A 21,816-nucleotide genomic window follows, 5' to 3' on the forward strand; every position below is an offset into this window, starting at 1 on the left:
TTTTTTACTATTGTGTATTTTTTGATTGAATTTGAATTTATTTCAAGGAGGATTTTTGGGTTTTTGTTTGGACTTTACTAATGGAGAGGATACTAAAATAAACAATATTGTGTCTATTAGTCATTTTGATTTTAAAGCTAAAATAAATTTAATGCTTATAGTTGGTCCTATGGGTAGTGGAAAGACAGAATATGCTGCAAAAATTTATAAAGATTCACTTGTTGTAAAAAGAAAATCTTTTAAGGTTTTGGACAATATTATTAAAGGAAATAGAAGTAGGGTTAATGTATTTTTTGTTAGAAATTTTCTTGACAAGAGAAGGTTTCAAGATTATCCAGAAAATGTAATACCATATAGGGGCGGTGAAACAGATAAAATCGATAAGATTGGTTTTGCCAGCAGTTCTTTTGATATTGAAAATCTAATAGCTTCTAATCCTAGTTGTGGTACTTTTATTATTGATGAGGCGTGTTTTTATGACGAACGTTTAATTTTTCTTTTAAATAAAATTTCGTTAGATGAGAATATCTTATTTATATTGCCTACATTGCTTTATAATTTTAGAAAAGAATCTTTTAATGATACTGCTAAGCTTTTGGTAGAATATTCTGATAAGATTTATAAGCTTGGAGCTTATTGTGAGCATGTGGATTGCATGGAAGAGTCTTTTTTGTCGTATAGGTATTATTTTTATAAGAACAAAGAAATTCCAGCTCCTTATTTTGATCCTTTGCTTATTGTTGGTGGTGATGGAGAAATTGAATCTGCTATTTACCCAAATTATGCCACAAGATGTTCAATGCACCATTATCTTGTTGGTAAGGAGTATTTTTTTTCTTTTTTAAAACCATTTGCTTTGTTATATTCACAAGGAGATAGAAAATTTCTTGAAAATGAAATTGTAGCGTTAAACAGCGATATTGAAAATTCTAATTTTGTAAATTCTTTAGATAGTGAGAAAGCGTGTGAATTTAGAGATGAGGTTTTAAAAAATATTTTGGAACTGCCTTTTTTAGCGGAAAGAGCATTAATAACTCTTTTCTCAGAATATAGTATTTTGAGTAAAGATAACTTTAAAGATCTCATTTTTAAGTTTTCCTTGAATAAGGATTATATAAATAAAATTTTTTTTCCCAAAGAAGGCAAAGAATTTTTTTAATAATAGTTCGGACTTTTTTCGAAAAATGCTTTAGTTTCGTCAATTCTTAGTAATTCTTTTTTAATTATGTCATAGTAATTAAACTCTTTAAGAGAAATTTTGTAGTATTCATTTTCCCAGTTTGTTATTCCATCATTATCTAACTTAACGGATTTATAATTTTCAAGTTTTTTGTGGTATTTTAGTGCTTCATTGTAGTAGTTAATAGCCATTTTGTACAATTTTTTTGATTTTTCTAGATTGAGAATAATTTCATTTTTTTCTGGAGTTTTAAAAAAATATAAATTTCTTGTATCAAATAGGTCTCCCAAATATAAATTTTGTTTAACCAAGAGCAAATTTACATGCATTTTGAAAAGAAGCTTATATTTTATCCACTGATCTTTTGTTTCTATTTTAGTTAGCGAGTATTTTGGATTTCCAAATGGATATTTTAAGGCTTTCTGAAGAAAAAATATATTTTTTTTGTAATGTTCAGGGTTTTTTTTCATTTGAGCGTTAAAGATTACATACCATTGTTCTGCATAATAAAATTTGGATGATGCGTTTATTTTAGCGACTATTACTAAAAGAAGTAAAATTAAATTTATTTGGGAAGCGATACTTTTAAAGATATAATTAATCATATGATTAATTATATTAGAATTTTATTAGATTAAAAATTTTTTCTGCATTTTTATCTAAATGATCTGTTATTAAATTGTCAATGTAAATCACATTAATTTTTTTTTCTAGGGTTTTAAATATTTCCAAATATTTTAGAGCAATTTGTTCAAAAGTTTTATATCTCTCAAGTTCAAAAAGATCGCTTTGTATTCTATTTTTTTGTATTCTTTTATATGCTGTGTTTGGATCTGTCTTAATAAAGAATACTTTTTCAGGTAATGGAAAATTTTTATTTAATTCATACCCCAATTTTCCTTGATAGGCTATTGATGAAAATAAATAGCGATCAGTTATTATTTTTGTTGATTTTGTTTTTAAAACTTCTAGTATCCCGCCTTTTTTATATAAATGATCGTGTCTATCTGCTGCATAAAGATATGCAAATGTTGATTCATTTAAAGGATTTGTAAAATTTATTAATTGCTCTCTTATCATTTTTCCAATTATTCCGCTTGAAGGTTCTTTTGTGAAAAAATATCTTGATTCATTGTTGCAAAGGGTTTTTAGCTTGTTAATTATACTTGTTTTTCCACTCCCATCAATTCCTTCTATGCAATAAAAGTTTTTTAATATTTTGATCACAAATGTTTTTTCTTCCTTTCTTTTTGTGTCTAATAATTAGGTTATTGATAATTATTATATAATAATAATTATCAATATATGAGTGTATGAATTTGAGTTTTTTGAAAAATAAGACATTTTTATTGTTGATTTTACCATCCATTGTTTTTGTTTTGATAATTTTCTTTATTAGTCTATTTGTTCAAGTTCAAATTTATTCTGCAAGGTTTTTTGTTGTAAAATATCTTGAATCAAAATTTGGCTTTAGAATCAAATATGATAAGATTTCGCCTTATTTTTTATCATCTATTAAAATAGATGGTCTAGAGTTAAGCTTGGGCGGTAAAGATAAGATATTAATGGATGTTGTTAGAGTAGATTTAAATTTATTTAAATTAATTTTAGGCGATGAAAATATTATTTTAAATGTTTATGTTAAAGGGAGTAATTTGAATTTTGATATAAACAATTTTAGTTTGTCCGATGATTTAAATTCTATTGATACTTATACTGGCAATGAAAATGTAATTTTAAATAAAGTTTTTAACTATCTTTACAGGTTAAATATAAATTTAGAGAATATCGATATTAATATTAAGCTTAAAAATAATAGTTTGTTGAATTTTAAAGTTAAAAATTTTTCTTTAAGCACTGTAGATGAAGATTTTTTATTTAGCTCTGTAGTTGATTTTATCGCTTTTAAAAATTTAGAAATTAATTTGCCATCTGGAATGAAAAATAGTGAATTTTTAAATTCAACTTTCTATTTTGAGGGTAAATTTAAAAAAGGCTTTGAGGATGGTTATGTTAATTTTAGTTTTTTTGAACTTAAAACAAGTTATTTTTCTTTGCTTGATCAGGGATTTCAAATAAATTATTCAAAAGGAAATTTAAAAGTTTTTAATTTGCGAAGGGAGAATTTTGATTTTAATTTAAGCTACGATAAAGCTGTTAGTTTTCTTCGATTAGATGCTTTGTTTTTCAATGTCAATCTTTTAGATTGGATTAAATTAAACAAAGACTTTGATGTTTATAAAGATTATTTTGATATAAGTTTAAATGGTCAGTTGGCATTTTCTTATGATTTTAAAGATAAAGATTTAAGATATGCAGGAATAGTAGATTCGTCTTTAAATGTAGATACTCTTGGCAAAGAAATTCAAGGCTTAAAGCTTGAAATAAAAGGGGATGATAGCATTGTAAGTGTTAAGAATGCTTTTTTAAAGCTTAAAAGAGGAGTTGTAAGTTATAAAGGTTATTATTCTTTAAAAGACTTGCTTCCACTAGGACGTCTTAACTTTAAGTCTGCAAAAATTTTAAACTTTAATGATTTAAATGGATATTTGGATTTTAAGAAAGCTGAAAATATTTTTTCGGTTAAATCAGATAATTTCAGTATTGGAAATCTAAGTTTTAAAGATTTAAGTTTAAAAACTTATTTTTTAAAAGATAAAATTTTTGTTGACTATTTACTTTATTTAGAAAATGAAAATTCTCAAATTTCTTTAAAAGGCGATCTTAATGATGAAGAATTTTCTTTCAATTTGGGAATTAAAGAGTTTCCTTTGCTTTTTTTAAAAGAAGTTCTTCCTAGTTCTTACCCAATCAATTTTTTTTCCAGCACTTTATTTTCAGGCAAATATTTAAATTTAGTTTCTGATTTTAATTTAAATAAATCCAATTATCATGAAAATATATTAAAAAAATTCAATTTCATGGTATTTTCAAAATTAGATGATTTTAAATTTATGTTCGATGCTAGTGGAGAAAAAAAATTTTTCAAATCAAATAACTTTGATTTGCAGTATGATGGTCACAATTTGCGCTCTAGTTTATTTGTTAAGTTATTTGAAAGTGGGTTTAATATTGGTATGAATTTTTCTTATCTTGGTAAAAATTATCCTTTGCATTTTAATATTGATCTTAAAAATAAGTTTATTGTTGCTGAATCTCTTCTTGGCATAAAGTTAGATTTCAATTATTCTGATTCTAAAATAAGTTATACTCTTAATGTTGATAATTTTAGGGTTTACAATAAGACTTCTGATCTTTTAATAGATATAAATTTTAATGGTGACTATTTAGGTATTAATGATGATTTTAAATTTAAAGTAGATAAGTTTAATGTAATGAAAATTTCTAAAATATCCTCTTACAATTTTAATTTTGGGTTTAAGAGCTTGTATGAATATAATAAATTGTATATTTCTGATGTTAAGTTTGTAAACAAGCTTTCAAATTTGCAAGGGTATGGGCAATTTAATTTAAAAGATAATTTTAATGGAAGTTTAAATCTATTTTCTAGTTTAAATTCAGAACGTTATTTTTTAGGAGTTAATTCTAATGAATATGGAAGCTATTTTTTGCTTAAATTTCAAGACTTAGATTTTTACAATTTTAATTCTTTATCTTTTTTAGAAGGCAAGGTTAATGGTAATTTTTTGCTAAATTTTAAAGAGAATAATTTTAGGAATTATTCTTTGAGTGGATATCTTGAGGCTGATAAACTAACTTTATTTGGCATTCCCATGCAGCTTTCTCTTAATTTAGGGTTGTTGGATAATAAGCTTAATATATACGATATAAAAGCCAAGCGAAATAAGAAAGAGTTTCTTGCTGGTAGTCTGAGATATGATCTTGGTAGTTCTATAGGCGTATCTAATATAGTTTTTATTAGTGATTTGTTTTCTTATAAGCTTAATGCAAATTTTAGAAATTTTGAAAATAGAGATGAAGAGCGATTTGGAGTTTTAAAAACCAGAACAGAAGGTGAATTTTCTTTTAGAGATGTTAAATATAAAAATGAGTTTTTGTCTAATCTTACAGTTGAGTTTAGTAATGATTTTGAAAAATTTAGCATGGCTTCAATTGATTATGACCTTATCAATGTTTCATACCATTATGGTAGTGGAGAATATAGTTTTATTTTAAAAGACTATTTACCCCTTAGCTTTAATTCGTCAGGTAAAATAATTAAAAATAAAATTAATGGAAATGTCAAAGAGATTAAATTTGATTCAAAAATAATTACCAAAGATTTTTTAGACTCACACTCTTTATTTAACATTGACAATCATTTTATTCTTTATGATCTTGTTTTAAATGGTGAATTTGATATTGAGGGTGATTTATATAATCCTAATATTAATGGGAGTTTAAATGTGCAAAAAGGATCAATTAGCACTGAGTATTTGAGAGCTTCTAGAAAGTTTGGTGGCGATAGAGTTTTAGAAATATTTGATATGCCCGTTGAAATTCAGGATAATAAAATAATTTTTAATAATGATTTTAACTTAGATCGATATTCTAAAGTTTTTGTCTCTACTAGTTTAAATTTAAATTTTTTAAGCGATACTATTATTGATTATTACAAAATAGATATTAATGTGGCTGGCAGAACAGGAGTTCCTATTAAGTTTGACAAGATTGCTTTAAGCTTTACAGGTTACGCTTTAGGCAATTTTTCAATTGAAGGGAATACCGATGAGATTATGTTTAAAGGCATTTTAAATATTTCAAATGCTTGGGTTTATTCTCTTGAAAGCTCTATTGTTAATTTATTGATAAATCCTTTCAAGCAAGCAAAAAGAGTGCAAACAGTTGATATTAATGTCCAAGATTTTGATATTTTGACTGATCTTGAGATAAATTTTGACAGCAATGTTACTTTCCATTGGCCAGATAGTAATATTTCGTTTCTACAAGCTACGATTTCAAGAGGAGATAAGCTTGTAATAAAATCTGATACAAAAACAGATGATTTTATTCTTAAGGGAGATTTGAATATTGCAAGAGGTTTTGTTAATTATAACAACAAGAAATTTATCTTTAAAAGCGGTTCTTATATATCTTTTAATGAAAATAGAACTAAATTTGATCCATGGATAAAAGTAGAGGCTACAAATACTATTAAAGATAGAAATGATAAACTGCTTATCACAATAAGTATTGACAGTCCTTTGAGTTTGTGGAAAATTGAATTTATGTCTTATCCTTTGAGAACCGAACAGGAAATTAAATATCTTCTATCAGGCTCAACAATGGGAGGAACTGAGGGAGGATTGCGTTCGGCAGGGACTAATGCTGCTGAAATGGCAATTGGGATAGTAAGTGACATTGCTCTTGATTTTTTAATTCAACCCATTGAAGATTATATGCGTTCTGTATTAAACTTAGACTTATTGAGTATAAAAACAGATATATTGAAGAATTCTATTAATAGTAATTTTTTTAAAATTGGGAATCCTACTTTTGTTGATGTTCTTGATAATACAAGTGTTAAGGTGGGAAAATATCTTGTTGAGGGTGTTTTTATTAGTGGAGGCTTTGGTTTTTTGAAAGAGCAAATGACCCCTTTTTCAAAAGATTTAAACTTTGTTATTAATTTGGGTATTGAGTTTGATTCTCCATTTTTTTTGGTTAATTATGAGTTTGATTACAATTTTATGAAAAAAGGTTTAGATGGAATAGGAAATAATATAGGTATTTCTTGGAAATTTAAATATTAAATTGTTAAGAGGTTTAAGATGGGTTCAATTAGAGGTTTGTTTTGTGTAAGTTTTTTAATAGTTTTTACTGTTTTTAGTTTTGGACAAGTTGAAAATTACAAAGGAAAAACAATAAAAGGTATTGATTTTGAAGGACTTAAGAATAAAAAAGAGAGAGATTTTATTGATGTTTTAAAACCTTATATTGGAATGGTTTATTCTAATGAACTTTTTGATAAATTACAAATTGATCTTTATTCTCTTGACTATTTTTCTGGGCTTATTAAGCCAATGTTTAAAGTAGATGGAGAGGATCTTTTTATTACATTTATTGTAAAGGAAAAATCTTTAGTTAATTCTGTTATTTTTTCTGATAGTAGTAGAGTTTTTTGGAATAGCGAACTTGTTGAGAAGGTAGATATTAAGACTAATGAACCTTTAAATCTTGCAAGTGTTAGCAAGGGTCTTGACAAACTTGAAGAGATGTATAAAGGTATGGGATATCTTGAAGCTTCTGTAAAGTTTGAAATCAAAGAAGAGGAAAATTTAGTTGATGTTATTTTTAATATTGTAGCTGGACCCAAATATATTATTAAAGGGATTGACTTTGAAGGAAATTTAAGTTTTAAGAGTAGTACCTTGAGGAAATCTTTGGCATCAAGAATAGTATCTCTTTTCTCTGATGGTAAATATTTAAAAAGTAATGTTGACAAGGACAAGCGTCAGCTAGAGTCTTTTTATAAAAACAATGGGTATATTGATGTTAAAGTTATCAATAGCACTGTTGATATTAAAGATTCTCAAAGGTTAGAAAAGGAAGTTTTTTTAAAATATTTTATTTCAGAGGGCAATGTTTTTAGATTTGGAAAGCTTGAGATTTCTGGCAATTCAGTTTTTAGTTTGGAAGAATTAAAAAATTTTATTACCTTTAGGGAAGGTGATATTTTTAATGATTCTAAATTTGAACAGGATTTTGCCAAGATTAGAGAAAGTTATTTTAAAGAAGGGTATATTTTTACAGAAATTATTCCTTCACAAAAGATAAGAGGAGAGTTTGTTGATTTATTAATTAAAATTTTAGAAAAGGATAAAGCCCATATTGAATCTATTACGGTTTCTAAAAATAAAAATACAGCTTCTCATGTAATACTTAGAGAAATTCCTCTTCAAGAGGGAGATGTTTTTAGTTTGGATAAGTTTAAGATGGGTATGGTGAATTTACAGCAACTTGGCTATTTTTCAAATGTAATCCCCGATATTGTTCCAAGTAATACAGAAGGGCTTATGAAGATAAATTTAAACATTGAAGAGCGAGCAACAAGTAATTTTGGATTTGGTATGAATTTTGGAGGCAACTCAAATTCTTCGTTTCCATTCTCAATATTTGGACAATGGGAGCTTTCTAATTTTTTGGGCGAAGGGTATTATTTTGCTGCAAGACTAAATTTATCTTTTTTAGAGCAAAGTCTTAGTTTGACTTTTAGAGATAATTGGTTTTTTCAGAAAAGATGGACTGTAGGTGGATTTGTAGATTTTTCACATTCTGTAAATACTGCTTATCAAGATATTAATGGGCCTATTTTTTCTGGAAAAAGAGAGGTTCCTGATCCATTTACAAGCTGGGAAGAGTATCGTGATGTTAAAAGCTTTTCTGATTTTAATGCAATGAATTATTCTTTGCTTAAGCTTAGTTTGGGGGGGTTTACAGGGTATACTTTTTCTAATTATCTTGGCAAGCAAACTCTTCTTGGTACTTTGCAAACTGCTTTAAAATATGTTTTTTATGACAATGAAGTTAACAGGCCTTCAAATTATTATTTAAGAGATAATTATAAAACTTTTAGATTTGAAAATTCTCTTAGTTTGAGTGCTGCTTGGGATACTAGAAATTCTACCTCTTTATCTAATAATGGATTTTTACTGAAACAGCAGTTTGATTTTTTCGGTGGATTTTTGTTTGGCCAGAGCCATTTTATTAAATCTGCTACAACCTTTGAAAGATATTTTTCTCTCTTAGGATATGAGGACGTATTTACACCTTATTTTGATATTATTTTGACTTTAAGAAGTGTTTATTCAAATATATTGCCTCCTCTTGGTAATGGTTTTGAAATTGAAATTCAACCTCATCATCACATAGTTCTTAGTGAAAATTTTATGCAGGCTAGAGGTTGGGGCATTTTGAAGAATATTTATAGTTCCTTTGTGAACACTGTACAAATATCCATTCCTTTGTTAAAAAATATTTTAGTTTGGGATGTTTCTTTTATAGATTTTGCTTCATATTCTTTAGAAGGACAAGAAAATTCTTTGTTTCGACCTTTTAGTAGCTTTGCTTTTAGTTGGGGAACTGGAATTAGAAGTCTTTTGCCTCAATTGCCACTGTCTTTTGTTATAGCTTATCCTTTTTATTTTGACAATGACAAGGTTAATAGCTATTACAAATATTTTTCTGGGTTTAAATTTTTCTTAGGAATTGAGATGAGATATTGATATAAAATGCTATTGGAGAAATTTGTGTTTTTTTTAATTTTACCATTGTTTTTTTTGTTGTCTTTTAATCTTTTTTCAATAGATGTTGTTAAAATAGGCATTGTTGATTTTGATAGAATTGTAATTGAAGTTTTAAATCCTCGATTGAAAGCCAATCTTGATCAAATAAAAAGCCGATATCAAGAACAAATAAATACCTTAAATTTAGAGCTTAAAAATTTAAGGCAGATGTATGATGAATCGATTGCTGCTAATGATTTAGATAATGCAAGATCTTTGGGGAATCAATATAATTTAAAAGTTGATGAGCTAAAGAGAGTGTCTAGTTTGGCAAAGAATAATTTAGAACAGCAAAAATTGGTTAATATTAATAGTTTAAATAATAATAGTGAATCTTTAAGCAAAATACTTTTTGGTATTCAATATGTTGCGGAAACTAATGGATTTTCTTTGATTATGAAAAAAAATAACCCTTATATTCTTTACCATAATAGTACTGTTGACATAACAGATAATGTTATTAAGTATCTTTTAGAAAAGGACAACAAGTAATGAGAACTTTTAAATATACAACGAGCTCTATTATTTATTATGATTTTTTTTATAAATCTTTTAAAATTAACCAAATTTAAAACGGTAAATGTCAGCAACTAAATTGTTTGTAAATGCTCAAAGGCATTGCTTTTAGAGTCTTTTACTCCCATTTTATATTCTTTTTTTAAATTGTATTGTATTTATTTTATAATATCAATTATAATTCAATATTATTTAGGAAGAATATGGAAAAGAATGTCACCCCAATGATGAGGCAGTATTTAGATATCAAGAAAAAATACAAAGATGCTATTATTTTTTTCAGGGTAGGCAGTTTTTATGAAATGTTTTTTGACGATGCCATTGAGGCAAGCAAGCTTCTTAATTTAACATTGACAAAAAGAGAAAATGTTCCAATGTGTGGAGTGCCTTATCATACTAGTAAGGAATATATAAGAAAATTAATTTTATTTGATAAAAAAGTTGCAATTTGTGAACAGGCGTCTAATACTACTTCTGGAGGGCCTTTAGAAAGAGAAGTTGTTGAGGTAGTAACCCCAGGAGTTATTCTTGATGAAGATTTTTTAAGTGATGATTCTAATAACTATTTAGTTGCTATTAGTGATTATAAAAATTATTATTCTTTTTCTTATATAGACTTATCTACTTCTAGTCTTGGAATAATTTTTTATGAGAATAGCTTTTTTGAAAAACTTAAAAGGGATCTTGAGAAATATTCTCCTAAAGAAATAATAGTTTCTGAAAATTTTTATTATGAATACTTGGAAAAGCTTAATCTTAATCGGTTTTTAATCAACAAAGTTCCCACTTGGCATCTGGATAAAGATGTTGCAATAAAAACAATAAAGGATCATTTTAACATACTTGGATTGAATTCTCTTGGATTTGATGAGGAGAAGCCTTATTATATTTCAACTTTTCTTATTATAAATCATATAAAAAATAATTTAAAAAATTTATTAAGCAATATTGATAAAATAGATATTAATAATGATTCTTCGTATATGTTTCTTGATGATGTAACTCAGGTTAATCTTGAACTTGTAAAAAATAATAATGATTTTTCTTCTCAATATTCATTATATTCTGTTTTAAATGATTGTAAAACCCCAATGGGAAAAAGGCTTTTGCGAGAATTTATTTTAAATCCAATTTTAAATATTTCTGAGATTAATACCAGATTAGATCATGTGGAATTTTTTTGCAAGAATATTAGCTTAACTGTGACTTTAAGAGAAGCTTTTGTTAGTATATGGGATATTGAGAGAATAATATCTAGAATTCAGATGAAAAGATATATTAAAAAAGATTTTTTATTTATTGAGAAAGCGCTTTCTGTGTTTTTTTTGGTAAAAAAATTATTTGACAAGCATAATTTTAATTATTGGGATTTTGATAAATCTGAAGAAGATAGTATTTCTAAGGTTTATTTTTTGATAAATAGTGCTATTTCAAGTTCGTCTGAAGAGCTTATTAAAAGAGGTTACAATCTAAAGCTTGATAGTTTAAAAGACTTAAAGATTAATGCAAATAAATATATTGATGAATATCTTGAATCAGAGAGATTGCGTAGCAAGATAAATAATCTAAAGATTAGAAAAACTAATAATAGGGGATTGTTTTTTGAGGTTACAAAGAGTAATTATGCGCAAGTTCCAGTACATTTTATTGAAAGCCAAACTTTAAATTCTTCAAAAAGATACAAGACAGAAAAACTTATTTCTCTTGAAGTGGATATTAATAATGCTGAAGACAGTGTGGTTGCTTTTGAGCAAGAAATTTTTGATGAAATAGCATCAAATGTTGTGAAGCATAATAAAGTTATTAAAAAGGTTTCTGAATTTTTTGCATATATCGATTTAATTGTAAACTTTGGCTATTTGGCAAAGAAAAATGAATACAAAAGACCTGTATTGACATGTGATAAAGAAATTTTTCTTGATAAATCTAGACATCCTGTTGTTGAGCACTATGTAAAAAATACTGAAATCTTTACTGAAAATTTTGTAAAGATTAATAAAGAAAAATATTTTTGTTTAATTACTGGTCCTAATATGGCAGGTAAATCAACCTATTTGCGTCAAGTGGCTTTAATTACTTTGATGGCGCATATAGGGTCTTTTGTGCCAGCTTCTAAGGCATTAATAGGTATTACGGATAAAATTTTTTGCAGAATTGGAGCGAGTGACAATATTGCTAAGGGGGAATCCACTTTTTTGGTTGAAATGAATGAAACAGCTAATATTTTAAGAAATGCAACAGAAAAGAGCTTGATAATTATGGATGAAGTTGGAAGAGGTACTAGTACTAATGATGGACTTGCTATTGCCTATTCTATTGTAGAATATATTTTAGATCATATTAGAGCTAGAAGTTTGTTTGCTACACATTTTCATGAGCTATCGACTATTAATCATAATGCTTTTATTAATCTTTCAATGAAAATTGAAAAGCAAGGCAATGATCTTGTCTTCTTAAGAGAAGTTGAAGAAAAACCATCTCTGAATTCTTATGGCATTTATGTTGCTCGAATAGCAGGACTTCCTTTAAGGGTAATAGATAGAGCCAATGTTGTCCTGGAAAGTTTAGTAAATCGAGAGGGTAGTTCTTGTTTAGAATTTTTTTCTTGTATACCTTCTTCTAGTTGTGATAGGGAAATTTTGGAAAATGATGCTGATGTTAATGTTAAGTTAAATCAGTATTTAGAGTTAAAAAATTTCATTTCCAATATAGATATTAATAATATTACCCCTTTTCAATCAATTGAGTTGCTAAATCAGATTGTTTTAAAAGTTGCTTCTTGGTCCAGATAGTATGAGTTATTTAAATGTTCTAAAAAGCATATTTTTACCTTTTTGCTCTTTTTGTGGAAAAAGATATGTTTATTCTGATGCTCTTTGTGATCAATGTAAAGAACTTTTTAATTTTGAAATCAAATTTGATGGGAATTTGATTTATTTTTTTGAATATAAAGAGCATTACAAATCTTTGATTTTGTCTTATAAGAAAGATGGCCAAAAATCGATTGGAAGATTTTTAGCAAGCGGAATTGCTAAATGTTTGAGTAATATTGATTTTGATCAAATAGTAACTGTTCCTTGTAGTTTTAGAAGAAAATTGTTTTATGGTTTTGATCATATGGAATATATTGGCATTTTATTAAACCATTTTGGCTTTAATTATATAAATATTTTTTCAAGAAAATATGGAAAAAGTCAGAAGTTAATGAAAGGATCTCTCAGATTGAGAAATCTTGAAAATAAAATTAAATTAAAATCAAAGTATAAAAATTTTCAATTTAAAAAGATTGTTTTACTTGATGATATTGTTACCACAGGAACATCTATGTGTATTTGTGAGGATCTTATTTTACAATTTGGAGGTCATCAGGTAAAAAGGCTTTCGTTGGCTAAATCTTATAATTTGGTTTAATATTGACATTATTTTTTCTAAGTGTTACCCTTAATTTAAGGTTTAATTATGTATTTAATAAGGTTCTTTTAAAAGGACCTTATTATTTTTAGGAATGTAGTTGATTAGATCTTTTGATGAGAATAATGAAGTTTATAGTTTGTTAAAAAATTTAACAGAACGTTTAAGTGTTGAAATATTAGAAATTAATACTTTTAGAAATAGAAATAGTGGAAAGATTCAAATAGTTCTTTATAGGAAAGATCTTTCTTTAGGTATTGATTTGCTGGTTGATTTGCATAAGATGATTTTGTTAATTTTAGAAGCAAATCTTAAATATAGTTTTACTTTAGAACTTTCTACGCCAGGAATAGGCAGAAGAATAAAGAGCGATAGAGAGTTTCAAATTTTTGAAGGTAAAAAGATTAACTTAATGCTAGATAATGAATTTGAGGAAGGCTTTATATTAGAGCCAAAATCAAAAGGTTTTATTTTTAAAACAGATAATAAAGAGTTAAATGTTTTGTATAGTGATGTTAAGAAGGCCAGATTAGTTTAAGGAGGAAGTTTGGATGATAAAGGGCACGGGACATATGATTGTAAACATTGCAAATGATCGAGGCATGAGTGTGGAATCCATTAGAAAAACAATTAAAGAGTCAATAATGATAGCTTATAAAAAGTATTTTGGAAGTAACGAAAATGCTTTTGTTAAGTTTGATGATGATACTGGAGATTTGGTTGTTTATGCAAAAAAGAAAATTGTAGAGGAAGTAAAAGATTCTTTGCTTGAAATATTAGAAAAAGATATTTCAAGGGAAAATTTTATAGAAGGTGGTTATGCTTATATTGAGATTAATCCTAAAGTTTTTGATAGACTTTCTATTCAAGTTGCAAAACAAAGGACTAAAAATGATTTGCAAGGAATTGAGGATAATGAAATTTTATCGGAATTTAAAAGCAAGTTAAATAAAGTTGTTATTGGATATGTTCAACAAAATAGAAATGGCGATCTTTATGTTAATCTTGGCAATACGGATGGTATAATTCCCAAGAAGTACCAATCACCAAGAGAAATTTATAGTCTTAATGATAAGATTAGAGTTTTAGTTTATAATGTCAAAAAGGGTAAAAATGGTATTGAAGTTATTCTTTCTAGAACTCATCCAAAGTTTATTGAAGAGCTTCTAGCACTTGAAATTCCTGAAATTGAAGAGGGTGTTATTAAAATTCATAAAATAGTTCGTGATCCAGGTTATAGAACTAAAGTTGCTGTTTATTCTGAAAAAGAAGAAATTGATCCTATTGGTCCTTGTATAGGACAAAAAGGAGCTAGAATTCAATCTATAATTAAGGAGCTTGAAGGAGAAAAAATTGATATTATCCCTTATAGTAAAGATATTAAAGATTTTATAAAAGATTCTTTGACCCCTGCAAAAATAGATCACGTTTATATTCTTGATGAGGATTTACATAAGGCTTTGGTAGTTGTTAGCGATGACCAACTTTCTCTTGCTATAGGTAAAATGGGTCAAAATGTTAGACTTGCCAATAGGCTTATTGACTGGGCTATTGATGTTAAAACCAGTAGTCAATTTGCAGAAATGAAAGCTAACTCAGAGTTTAAGCAAGAAACACTAGAAATGTTTGATAAAGTTATGCAGGATGTTGTTGAAGAGGAGCAATTTGAAGAAATTAATAAAATAAGCGATCTTAAATTGCTTGATTCTTCTGTGATTTCTAATTTATCAAAGGAAGGGCTTGATGACATTGACATGTTTTTACAAGCAGATGAAGGAATGCTTTTCAATCTTGGAGTAAGTTATGAAAAACAAGAAGAAATTAACAAAATATTAAAAGAGGGGATGATGATAATCGCTAATGATAGTGAGTCTACAGAAAAAGTAGAAGAAGATGAAGAGCTTCTTTGTCCTGAATGTGGTGTGGTTATTAATGAGAATATGACTTCCTGTCCAGGTTGTAAAATAGGGCTTAGTTTTGAGTTTGAGGAGGATTAAGTTTGTCGGAAAATATTGATGATACTAAAGATGAAGATGGTAAAAAAATTAAGATTGTTAAGTTAAAGAAGAAGGTAGTAAAAATTGTAACACATAACGATTTAAGCGGTGGAAATAATTTAATCAATGCTGTTGATTTGCATAAGCACAGTCCTAAGGCTGAGTATTCGCAAAACAGAGATAACAGAACTGGTGGATACTCGCAAAACAGAGATAACAGAACTGGTGGATACTCGCAAAACAGGGATAACAGAACTGGTGGATACTCGCAAAACAGAGATAACAGAACTGGTGGATACTCGCAAAACAGGGATAACAGGACTGGTGGATACTCGCAAAACAGAGATAACAGAACTGGTGGATACTCGCAAAACAGAGATAACAGGACTGGTGGATACTCGCAAAACAGAGATAACAGAGCTGGTGGATACTCGCAAAACAGGGATAACAGAACTGGTGGATACTCGCAAAACAGAGATAACAGAACTGGTGGATACTCGCAAAACAGGGATAACAGAACTGGTGGATACTCGCAAAACAGAGATAACACAACCTCTCAATATCAAGGTTCTGTAAAGAGAACATATGTTGCCAAAAATAATATTCAAAACAAATATACCGCTCCTGTTTCTTTTAGAAGAGTTATAAAGACCAAAGTTTCTGCTATTACTACTACATCTTCATCAGATTCTGAGAATAGTAAAGAGTTAAATCGCAAGCTTGGAGAAAAGAAAAAACAGCAACAAGAAAGTCAAAAAAGCTATAAGAGAAAAAAAGCAGAGACTGAAAGCAAAACAATTGAACAAAAGGTTTTTGAGCAGCTTCAAAAGAAGAAAAGGGAGAATTTGGCTAATCCGATTCCAAAATCAATTGATATTATGGGTAGTATAACTGTTTCTGATCTTGCAAGAAAGATGAATTTAAAATCTTCTGAGCTGATTGCCAAATTAATGGCTTTGGGCGTAATGGTTACTATTAATGAAAAGATAGATTCTGATACTGCAACTATTTTGGTTGAAGAATATGGTTCAAAAGTTAATGTTGTTTCTATTTATGATGAAACGGTTATAGAAGAAGAAGTAGAGGACCAAAGCAAAAGAGTTGAAAAGCCCCCTGTTATTACAATAATGGGTCATGTTGATCATGGTAAAACCAAGTTGCTTTCTGTGCTTCAGAATATAGATATAAATCAAACAGAGTCTGGCGGTATTACTCAACATATTGGAGCTTATACTATTGCTTACAACGGTAGGGAAATAACATTTTTAGATACTCCCGGGCATGAGGCTTTTACTATGATGAGAAGTCGTGGAGCTCAAGTTACAGATATTGTTGTTCTTGTTGTGTCAGCAATTGATGGTGTTATGCCTCAAACTATTGAAGCTATTAATCATGCAAAAGAAGCAAATGTTCCAATTATTGTTGCCATAAATAAGATTGACTTGCCAGATTCAAATCCTGATAAGATTAAGCACCAGCTTTCAGAATACGATTTGGTGCCCGAGGATTGGGGAGGGGACACCATTTTTGTTTTAATTTCTGCTCTTAAAAATATAGGAATTTCTGAACTTCTTGATATGATTCTTTTGCAGTCAGATATGATGTTATTAAAGGCAAACCCGTTTAAAAGGGCTATTGGTAAGGTGCTTGATGCCAAGATTGATTTAGGGCGCGGAATAGTTTGTTCTGTTATTATTGAAGATGGAACTCTTTATGTGGGAGATTCTTTTGTAGGTGGAGCATGCTATGGTAAAGTTAAAGCATTAATTAGTGATAAGGGTGTTTCTGTTAAGAGCGTTGGGCCTGCTAAGGCTATTAGTGTTTTGGGATTTTCTTCAATTCCTCAGGCTGGTGATCCTTTTCAAGTAACTAAAACCGAAAAAGAAGCAAAATTAATTAGTTCTAAAAGACAGGATCTTAAAAAATATGAATCTTCTAAAAATGTAAAAAAAGTTACTATGTTAAATCTTTATGATTCAATCAAAGAAGGAGAACTTAAAGAGCTTAAAATAATTTTAAAGGCAGATGTTCAAGGCTCAGTTGAGGCTTTAAAGAATTCTCTTGAAAAATTAACAAATGATGAGGTTCGAGTAAGGGTTGTTCACTCTTCAGCAGGTGCAATAACTGAAACAGATATTAGCTTTGCTTCAGCAAGTGATGCTATTGTTATTGGATTTCATGTAAGGCCTACTGCAAAAGCTCAGACACTAGCAGACCAGGAAAAAGTTGAGATTAGAAAGTATAATATTATTTATGATGCTATAAGCGATGTTAAATCAGTTCTTGAAGGTATGCTTGAACCAGATATTGAACAGCAATTTATTGGTTTTGCCGAAGTGAGGGCTGTAATTAATGTTCCAAAAGTTGGAGTAATAGCTGGTTGTTATGTTTCTAGAGGACTAATAAAACGAGATGCTATTACTAATGTGATGAGAGATGGTTTACAGATTCATTCTGGCAAAATTTCATCTTTAAAGCGATTTAAAGATGATGTTAAAGAAGTTGCTGAGCAATATGAGTGTGGTGTTATGATTGATAACTATGCTAATATTAAGGAAGGAGATATAATTGAAGCATTTGAAGTAAAAAAAGTGAAAAGATCTTTTAAAACTTAATTTTGCTTTGCTTATATGTGTTTATGTATAAAGATATAAAAAAGTTTAAACTTGAGAGTTTTATTGCTCAAGAAATTGGTCATTTAATAGTGACTAGGGGAATTAAAGATCCCAGAATTCATTCATTTTTAACCGTGGTTAAAGTAGAATTTTCAAAAGATTTAATACATGCTAAAGTGTTTATAGGTTCGATCAAGGAAGGTGCTTCTTTGGATAATGCAATTAAAGCTTTAAATAATGCTAAGGGCTTTGTACAAAGTCAAATTATTAAACGTATTAAAGTTAGAAGTACTCCCAAGTTATTATTTGTTAAGGATGATTCTCTTTCTAGGTCATTTTATGTTAATAAGATAATTGAAGGGTTAAATACTACAAGAGAGAATTAAATTTGGCAGATGGATTTCTTTTAATTAATAAAGAGCAAGGCAAAACCTCTTTTGAAACCCTTTTTCCTATAAAAAGATATTTTAATACAAACCGTGTTGGGCATTCCGGTACACTTGATAAATTTGCAAGTGGAGTTTTGATTGCTCTTGTAGGAAGATATACAAAGCTTGCAAGTTATTTTACTTCTTTAGATAAAGAATATTTAGCAGAGTTTAGATTTGGATTAGAGACAGATACTCTTGATCCAAATGGAAGAATAGTTAATAAAACAGATTATATTCCTAATTTAGAGGATATAGATTTAAAGCTTAAAGATTTTGTGGGAGAAATTTATCAAAGTCCTCCGAGATTTTCTTCTGTTCATATTAATGGTAGCAGGGCTTACAAGCTTGCTTTGAATGGGGAATTTTTTGAAATTAAAAAACGAAGGGTAAGTATTTATGAGATTAAAAGATTAAGTTATGATTTTAATTTTTCTTTACTTAGTTTAAAAATTATTTGTTCAAAAGGTACTTATATTAGGAGTATTGCAAGAGATTTGGCTCGTTCTTTGAATTCTTGTGCATATGTTAGCAGTTTGAAAAGAACCAAAGTAGGTGTATTCAGGCTAGAAAAATCCGTATTGTGCAAGAATTTGAGCGAAACCTCTTTAATGGGTTTAGAATCTTTGAGAAGTTTTGAAGAGATTTACCTTGATTTTAACAAGATAAATCTTGTTAAAAATGGAGCTTACATTGAAATTCAAATCAATATTAATGAATTTAAGATTTTAAAATCCAGAGAAGAAAAAATATTAGCGATTATTGAAGGGATAGGTTTGAATAAATATAAATATGTTATTATATATTAATTTTTTAAAATTATTAATAATATTAATTAGAAATAATCTAAAAAGGATAAATTGTTTTTGTTATTTTGGAGAAAAAATATTATAATCTATCATAAGTAGAAGTTTAAATTATAGCAAGAGGTTTGTTAAGGCTTTGCTATAATGGTATAGGAGTTGCTTGATGATAGATAAAAAGCAAAAACAAAAAATAGTTTCTGAGTTTGGAAAAAATGAAAGTGATACTGGTTCTGTTGAAGTTCAGATCGCACTTATTACAGGTCGAATAAAGTATTTAACCGAACATTTAAAGATAAATAAAAAAGATCATAGTTCAAAAAGGGGCTTGTTAAAGTTGGTGGGGCAAAGGCGAAGTTTGTTACGGTATTACCAAAAAAAAGATTTAGAAGCTTATAGGATATTGATATCTAAACTTGGTCTTAGAAAATAAAAGAGGTTGAATTTTGAGGAAAATTTTAAAACTAAAAATAGGAAGAGACGAGTTAGTGCTTGAGACGGGATTTATGGCGAAGCAGGCTAATGGATCGGTTCTTGCAACTTATGGGGGATCTTCAGTTCTTGCGACTGTTTGTTGTTCAACTAACGTGAGAGAAGATTTAGATTTTGTTCCCCTTTCTGTTGAATATAATGAGAAATATTATGCAGCTGGTAAGATTCCAGGAGGATTTATCAAAAGAGAAGGAAAGCCAAAAGATAAAGAAATACTTGTTTCTAGATTAATAGATAGACCAATGAGACCTCTTTTTGATAAAAGATTTGGTCGAGAAATTCAAGTAATTCCTACAACTTTGGCTACAGATCAGCTCAATCCCCCTGATATTGTTGGAATGAATGCTGCTTTTACAGCAGTTTTTTTGTCAGATATTCCATTTAATGGTCCGATTGCGGCTGTTAGAATGGTGTATTTAAATGGTAAGTTTATAGTAAATCCTTCGTTTGAAGAAATTCATGATTCTGATCTTGATATTGTTGTTGCAGGAAGTTTAAATGGAATTACAATGGTAGAAGGCGGTGCTAATGAGGTTAGTGAGGATATTTTGCTTTCAGCAATAGACAGTGCACATGAATACATTAAGCAAATTTGTAATGCTCAAAAAGAGTTTTTAAATATCGTAGGGGAAAAGGAAAAACTTCCTTTAGCTTTTGAAGAAAAAATATTTGAATTTAAAGAAGAGCTTAGAGATTTTGTTTATGCTGACCTTAAAGAAGCTTGCTTTGTTAAGGGGAAGCTTAATAGAGATAAAGCTATAACTTTGTTGCGAAATAAATCTTATGAACATTTTTCTTCTCTTGAGAAATTGACTGATAGTAATGAGTCGCTTTTTCATAAAGCTTTTGATGATTTTGAGAAGGAGATTGTTAGAAGCTCTATTCTTAATAATAAGATTAGAACGGATGGTCGGGCTCCTAATGAAATAAGAGATATTCTTGCAGAAGTTGATATTTTAAGCAGAACACATGGATCTGCACTTTTTACAAGAGGGGAAACACAGGCTTTAGCTGTAACTACTCTTGGTACAAGTATTGATGAGCAAATAATGGATGATATTGATGGTGATAAGCGCCTTAATTTTATGCTTCATTATAATTTTCCTCCATTTTCAGTTGGTGAGACTGGTAGACTTATGACTGGTAGGCGCGAGATTGGCCATGGTCATTTAGCTCAAAGAGCTTTAGAGTCCATTGTTCCTGGAAAAAACGATTTTCCTTATACTATTAGAGTAGTTTCTGAGGTTTTAGAGTCCAACGGATCTTCTTCAATGGCTACTGTTTGTGCTGGAAGTATGTCTTTGATGACCGCAGGGGTTCCTGTTAAAAGGCAAGTTGCAGGGATAGCCATGGGGCTTGTTAGTGAAGGTGAAAAGTATGTGGTTTTAAGTGATATTCTTGGGGAAGAAGATCACTTAGGTGATATGGACTTTAAAGTGGCTGGCACAGAAAATGGAATTACTGGATTTCAAATGGATATTAAAATTGAAAATGTTACTAAGCAATTAATGAGAGATGCTCTTGAGCAGGCTAGATTGGGCAGAATTCACATCCTTTCTATTATGAATTCTGTAATTTCAAATTCAAGAGTTGGTATATCTGAATATGCTCCAAAAATTGTTCAACTACAAATTGATATTGACAAGATATCTCTTGTAATAGGATCTACTGGAAAAACAGTTAAGGCCATAACAGATGAATTTGAAGTTAAGGTTCAAATTGAGCAAAATGGGAAAATTATTCTTTTTGGTGCTGATGATTTTAAGATGCAAAAGGCTAAGGAAAAAATAGAGAGTATTGTAAGGGAGCCGAAGGTCGGTGAAATTTATGAAGGGGTCGTTAAAAAGATTAATAGTTTTGGGGCTTTTATTGAACTTACTCCTGCAAAGGAAGGATTTTTAAGTACTCGATTGAAATCTAGAGATAGTAGGTATGGTTCTGGAAGGTTTGGAGATTCTAATAATAGATATTCTAGATTTGGTAGTGGAGATAATAGAAGAGGTAATGTAGGGCTAGTTCGTCCTCCAAAATTAGAAGAAGGTCAGCGAATTAAAGTTAGAATAATTGATATAGATAAATTTGGAAAAATTGATCTTGAAATTGTTAAAGATAAAGATTATTAAGATAT

15 protein-coding genes are annotated in these 21,816 nt (G+C 28.7%); 13 read left to right on the forward strand and 2 right to left on the reverse strand.

The window, feature by feature from the left end; all coding sequences use genetic code 11:
- The first annotated feature begins 55 nt into the window (after positions 1–55).
- The gene (locus OY14_03970) at positions 56–1,159 is read left to right on the forward strand and encodes a thymidine kinase (GenBank protein ID AJA90567.1); all 1,104 of its coding nucleotides are present in this window, start codon (positions 56–58) and stop codon (positions 1,157–1,159) included.
- On the opposite strand, the gene OY14_03975 is transcribed toward OY14_03970, so the two are convergent.
- Positions 1,156–1,650, reverse strand: a complete 495-nt coding sequence (locus OY14_03975; GenBank protein ID AJA90568.1) for a hypothetical protein — start codon at positions 1,648–1,650, stop codon at positions 1,156–1,158. The genes OY14_03970 and OY14_03975 overlap by 4 nt on opposite strands.
- Before the next feature lie 148 nt (positions 1,651–1,798).
- Entirely contained in the window at positions 1,799–2,407 is a 609-nt protein-coding gene (locus OY14_03980) for a thymidylate kinase (protein AJA90569.1), read from the reverse strand.
- 86 nt (positions 2,408–2,493) lie between these two features.
- On the opposite strand from OY14_03980, the gene OY14_03985 reads away from it, so the two are divergent.
- From OY14_03985 to OY14_04040, 12 genes are all read left to right on the forward strand, one after another.
- Positions 2,494–6,894 carry a hypothetical protein gene (locus OY14_03985; protein ID AJA90570.1) on the forward strand — a complete coding sequence of 1,467 codons (4,401 nt, stop codon included), beginning with the start codon at positions 2,494–2,496 and terminating at the stop codon, positions 6,892–6,894.
- Positions 6,895–6,912: 18 nt separating this feature from the next.
- Entirely contained in the window at positions 6,913–9,366 is a 2,454-nt protein-coding gene (locus OY14_03990) for a membrane protein (protein AJA90571.1), read from the forward strand.
- 24 nt (positions 9,367–9,390) lie between these two features.
- A complete protein-coding gene (locus OY14_03995; protein ID AJA90572.1) occupies positions 9,391–9,918 on the forward strand; it encodes a hypothetical protein in 528 nt (175 codons plus the stop codon).
- Between the two features lie 227 nt (positions 9,919–10,145).
- Entirely contained in the window at positions 10,146–12,734 is a 2,589-nt protein-coding gene (locus tag OY14_04000) for a DNA mismatch repair protein MutS (protein ID AJA90573.1), read from the forward strand.
- Position 12,735: 1 nt separating this feature from the next.
- The gene (locus OY14_04005; protein AJA90574.1) at positions 12,736–13,353 is read left to right on the forward strand and encodes a competence protein ComF; all 618 of its coding nucleotides are present in this window, start codon (positions 12,736–12,738) and stop codon (positions 13,351–13,353) included.
- A gap of 100 nt (positions 13,354–13,453) precedes the next feature.
- Positions 13,454–13,891 (forward strand): hypothetical protein, encoded by a 438-nt coding sequence (locus tag OY14_04010; protein AJA90575.1) that lies wholly within the window; start codon positions 13,454–13,456, stop codon positions 13,889–13,891.
- A gap of 13 nt (positions 13,892–13,904) precedes the next feature.
- On the forward strand, positions 13,905–15,350 hold the full coding sequence (locus tag OY14_04015) for a transcription elongation factor NusA (protein ID AJA90576.1): 1,446 nt from the start codon (positions 13,905–13,907) through the stop codon (positions 15,348–15,350).
- A gap of 2 nt (positions 15,351–15,352) precedes the next feature.
- A complete protein-coding gene (locus OY14_04020; protein ID AJA90577.1) occupies positions 15,353–17,965 on the forward strand; it encodes a translation initiation factor IF-2 in 2,613 nt (870 codons plus the stop codon).
- Between the two features lie 23 nt (positions 17,966–17,988).
- The gene (locus OY14_04025) at positions 17,989–18,351 is read left to right on the forward strand and encodes a ribosome-binding factor A (GenBank protein AJA90578.1); all 363 of its coding nucleotides are present in this window, start codon (positions 17,989–17,991) and stop codon (positions 18,349–18,351) included.
- Between the two features lie 2 nt (positions 18,352–18,353).
- A complete protein-coding gene (locus tag OY14_04030) occupies positions 18,354–19,202 on the forward strand; it encodes a pseudouridine synthase (GenBank protein ID AJA90579.1) in 849 nt (282 codons plus the stop codon).
- Between the two features lie 160 nt (positions 19,203–19,362).
- Complete coding sequence (locus OY14_04035) at positions 19,363–19,629, forward strand: 30S ribosomal protein S15 (GenBank protein ID AJA90580.1); 267 nt, start codon at positions 19,363–19,365, stop codon at positions 19,627–19,629.
- A 13-nt stretch (positions 19,630–19,642) separates the two neighbouring features.
- Positions 19,643–21,811, forward strand: coding sequence for a polynucleotide phosphorylase (locus OY14_04040; GenBank protein ID AJA90581.1), 2,169 nt, complete (start codon positions 19,643–19,645; stop codon positions 21,809–21,811).
- Positions 21,812–21,816 lie beyond the last annotated feature (5 nt).

Source organism: Borreliella chilensis, assembly GCA_000808095.1.
Classification (GTDB): Bacteria; Spirochaetota; Spirochaetia; order Borreliales; family Borreliaceae; genus Borreliella; species Borreliella chilensis.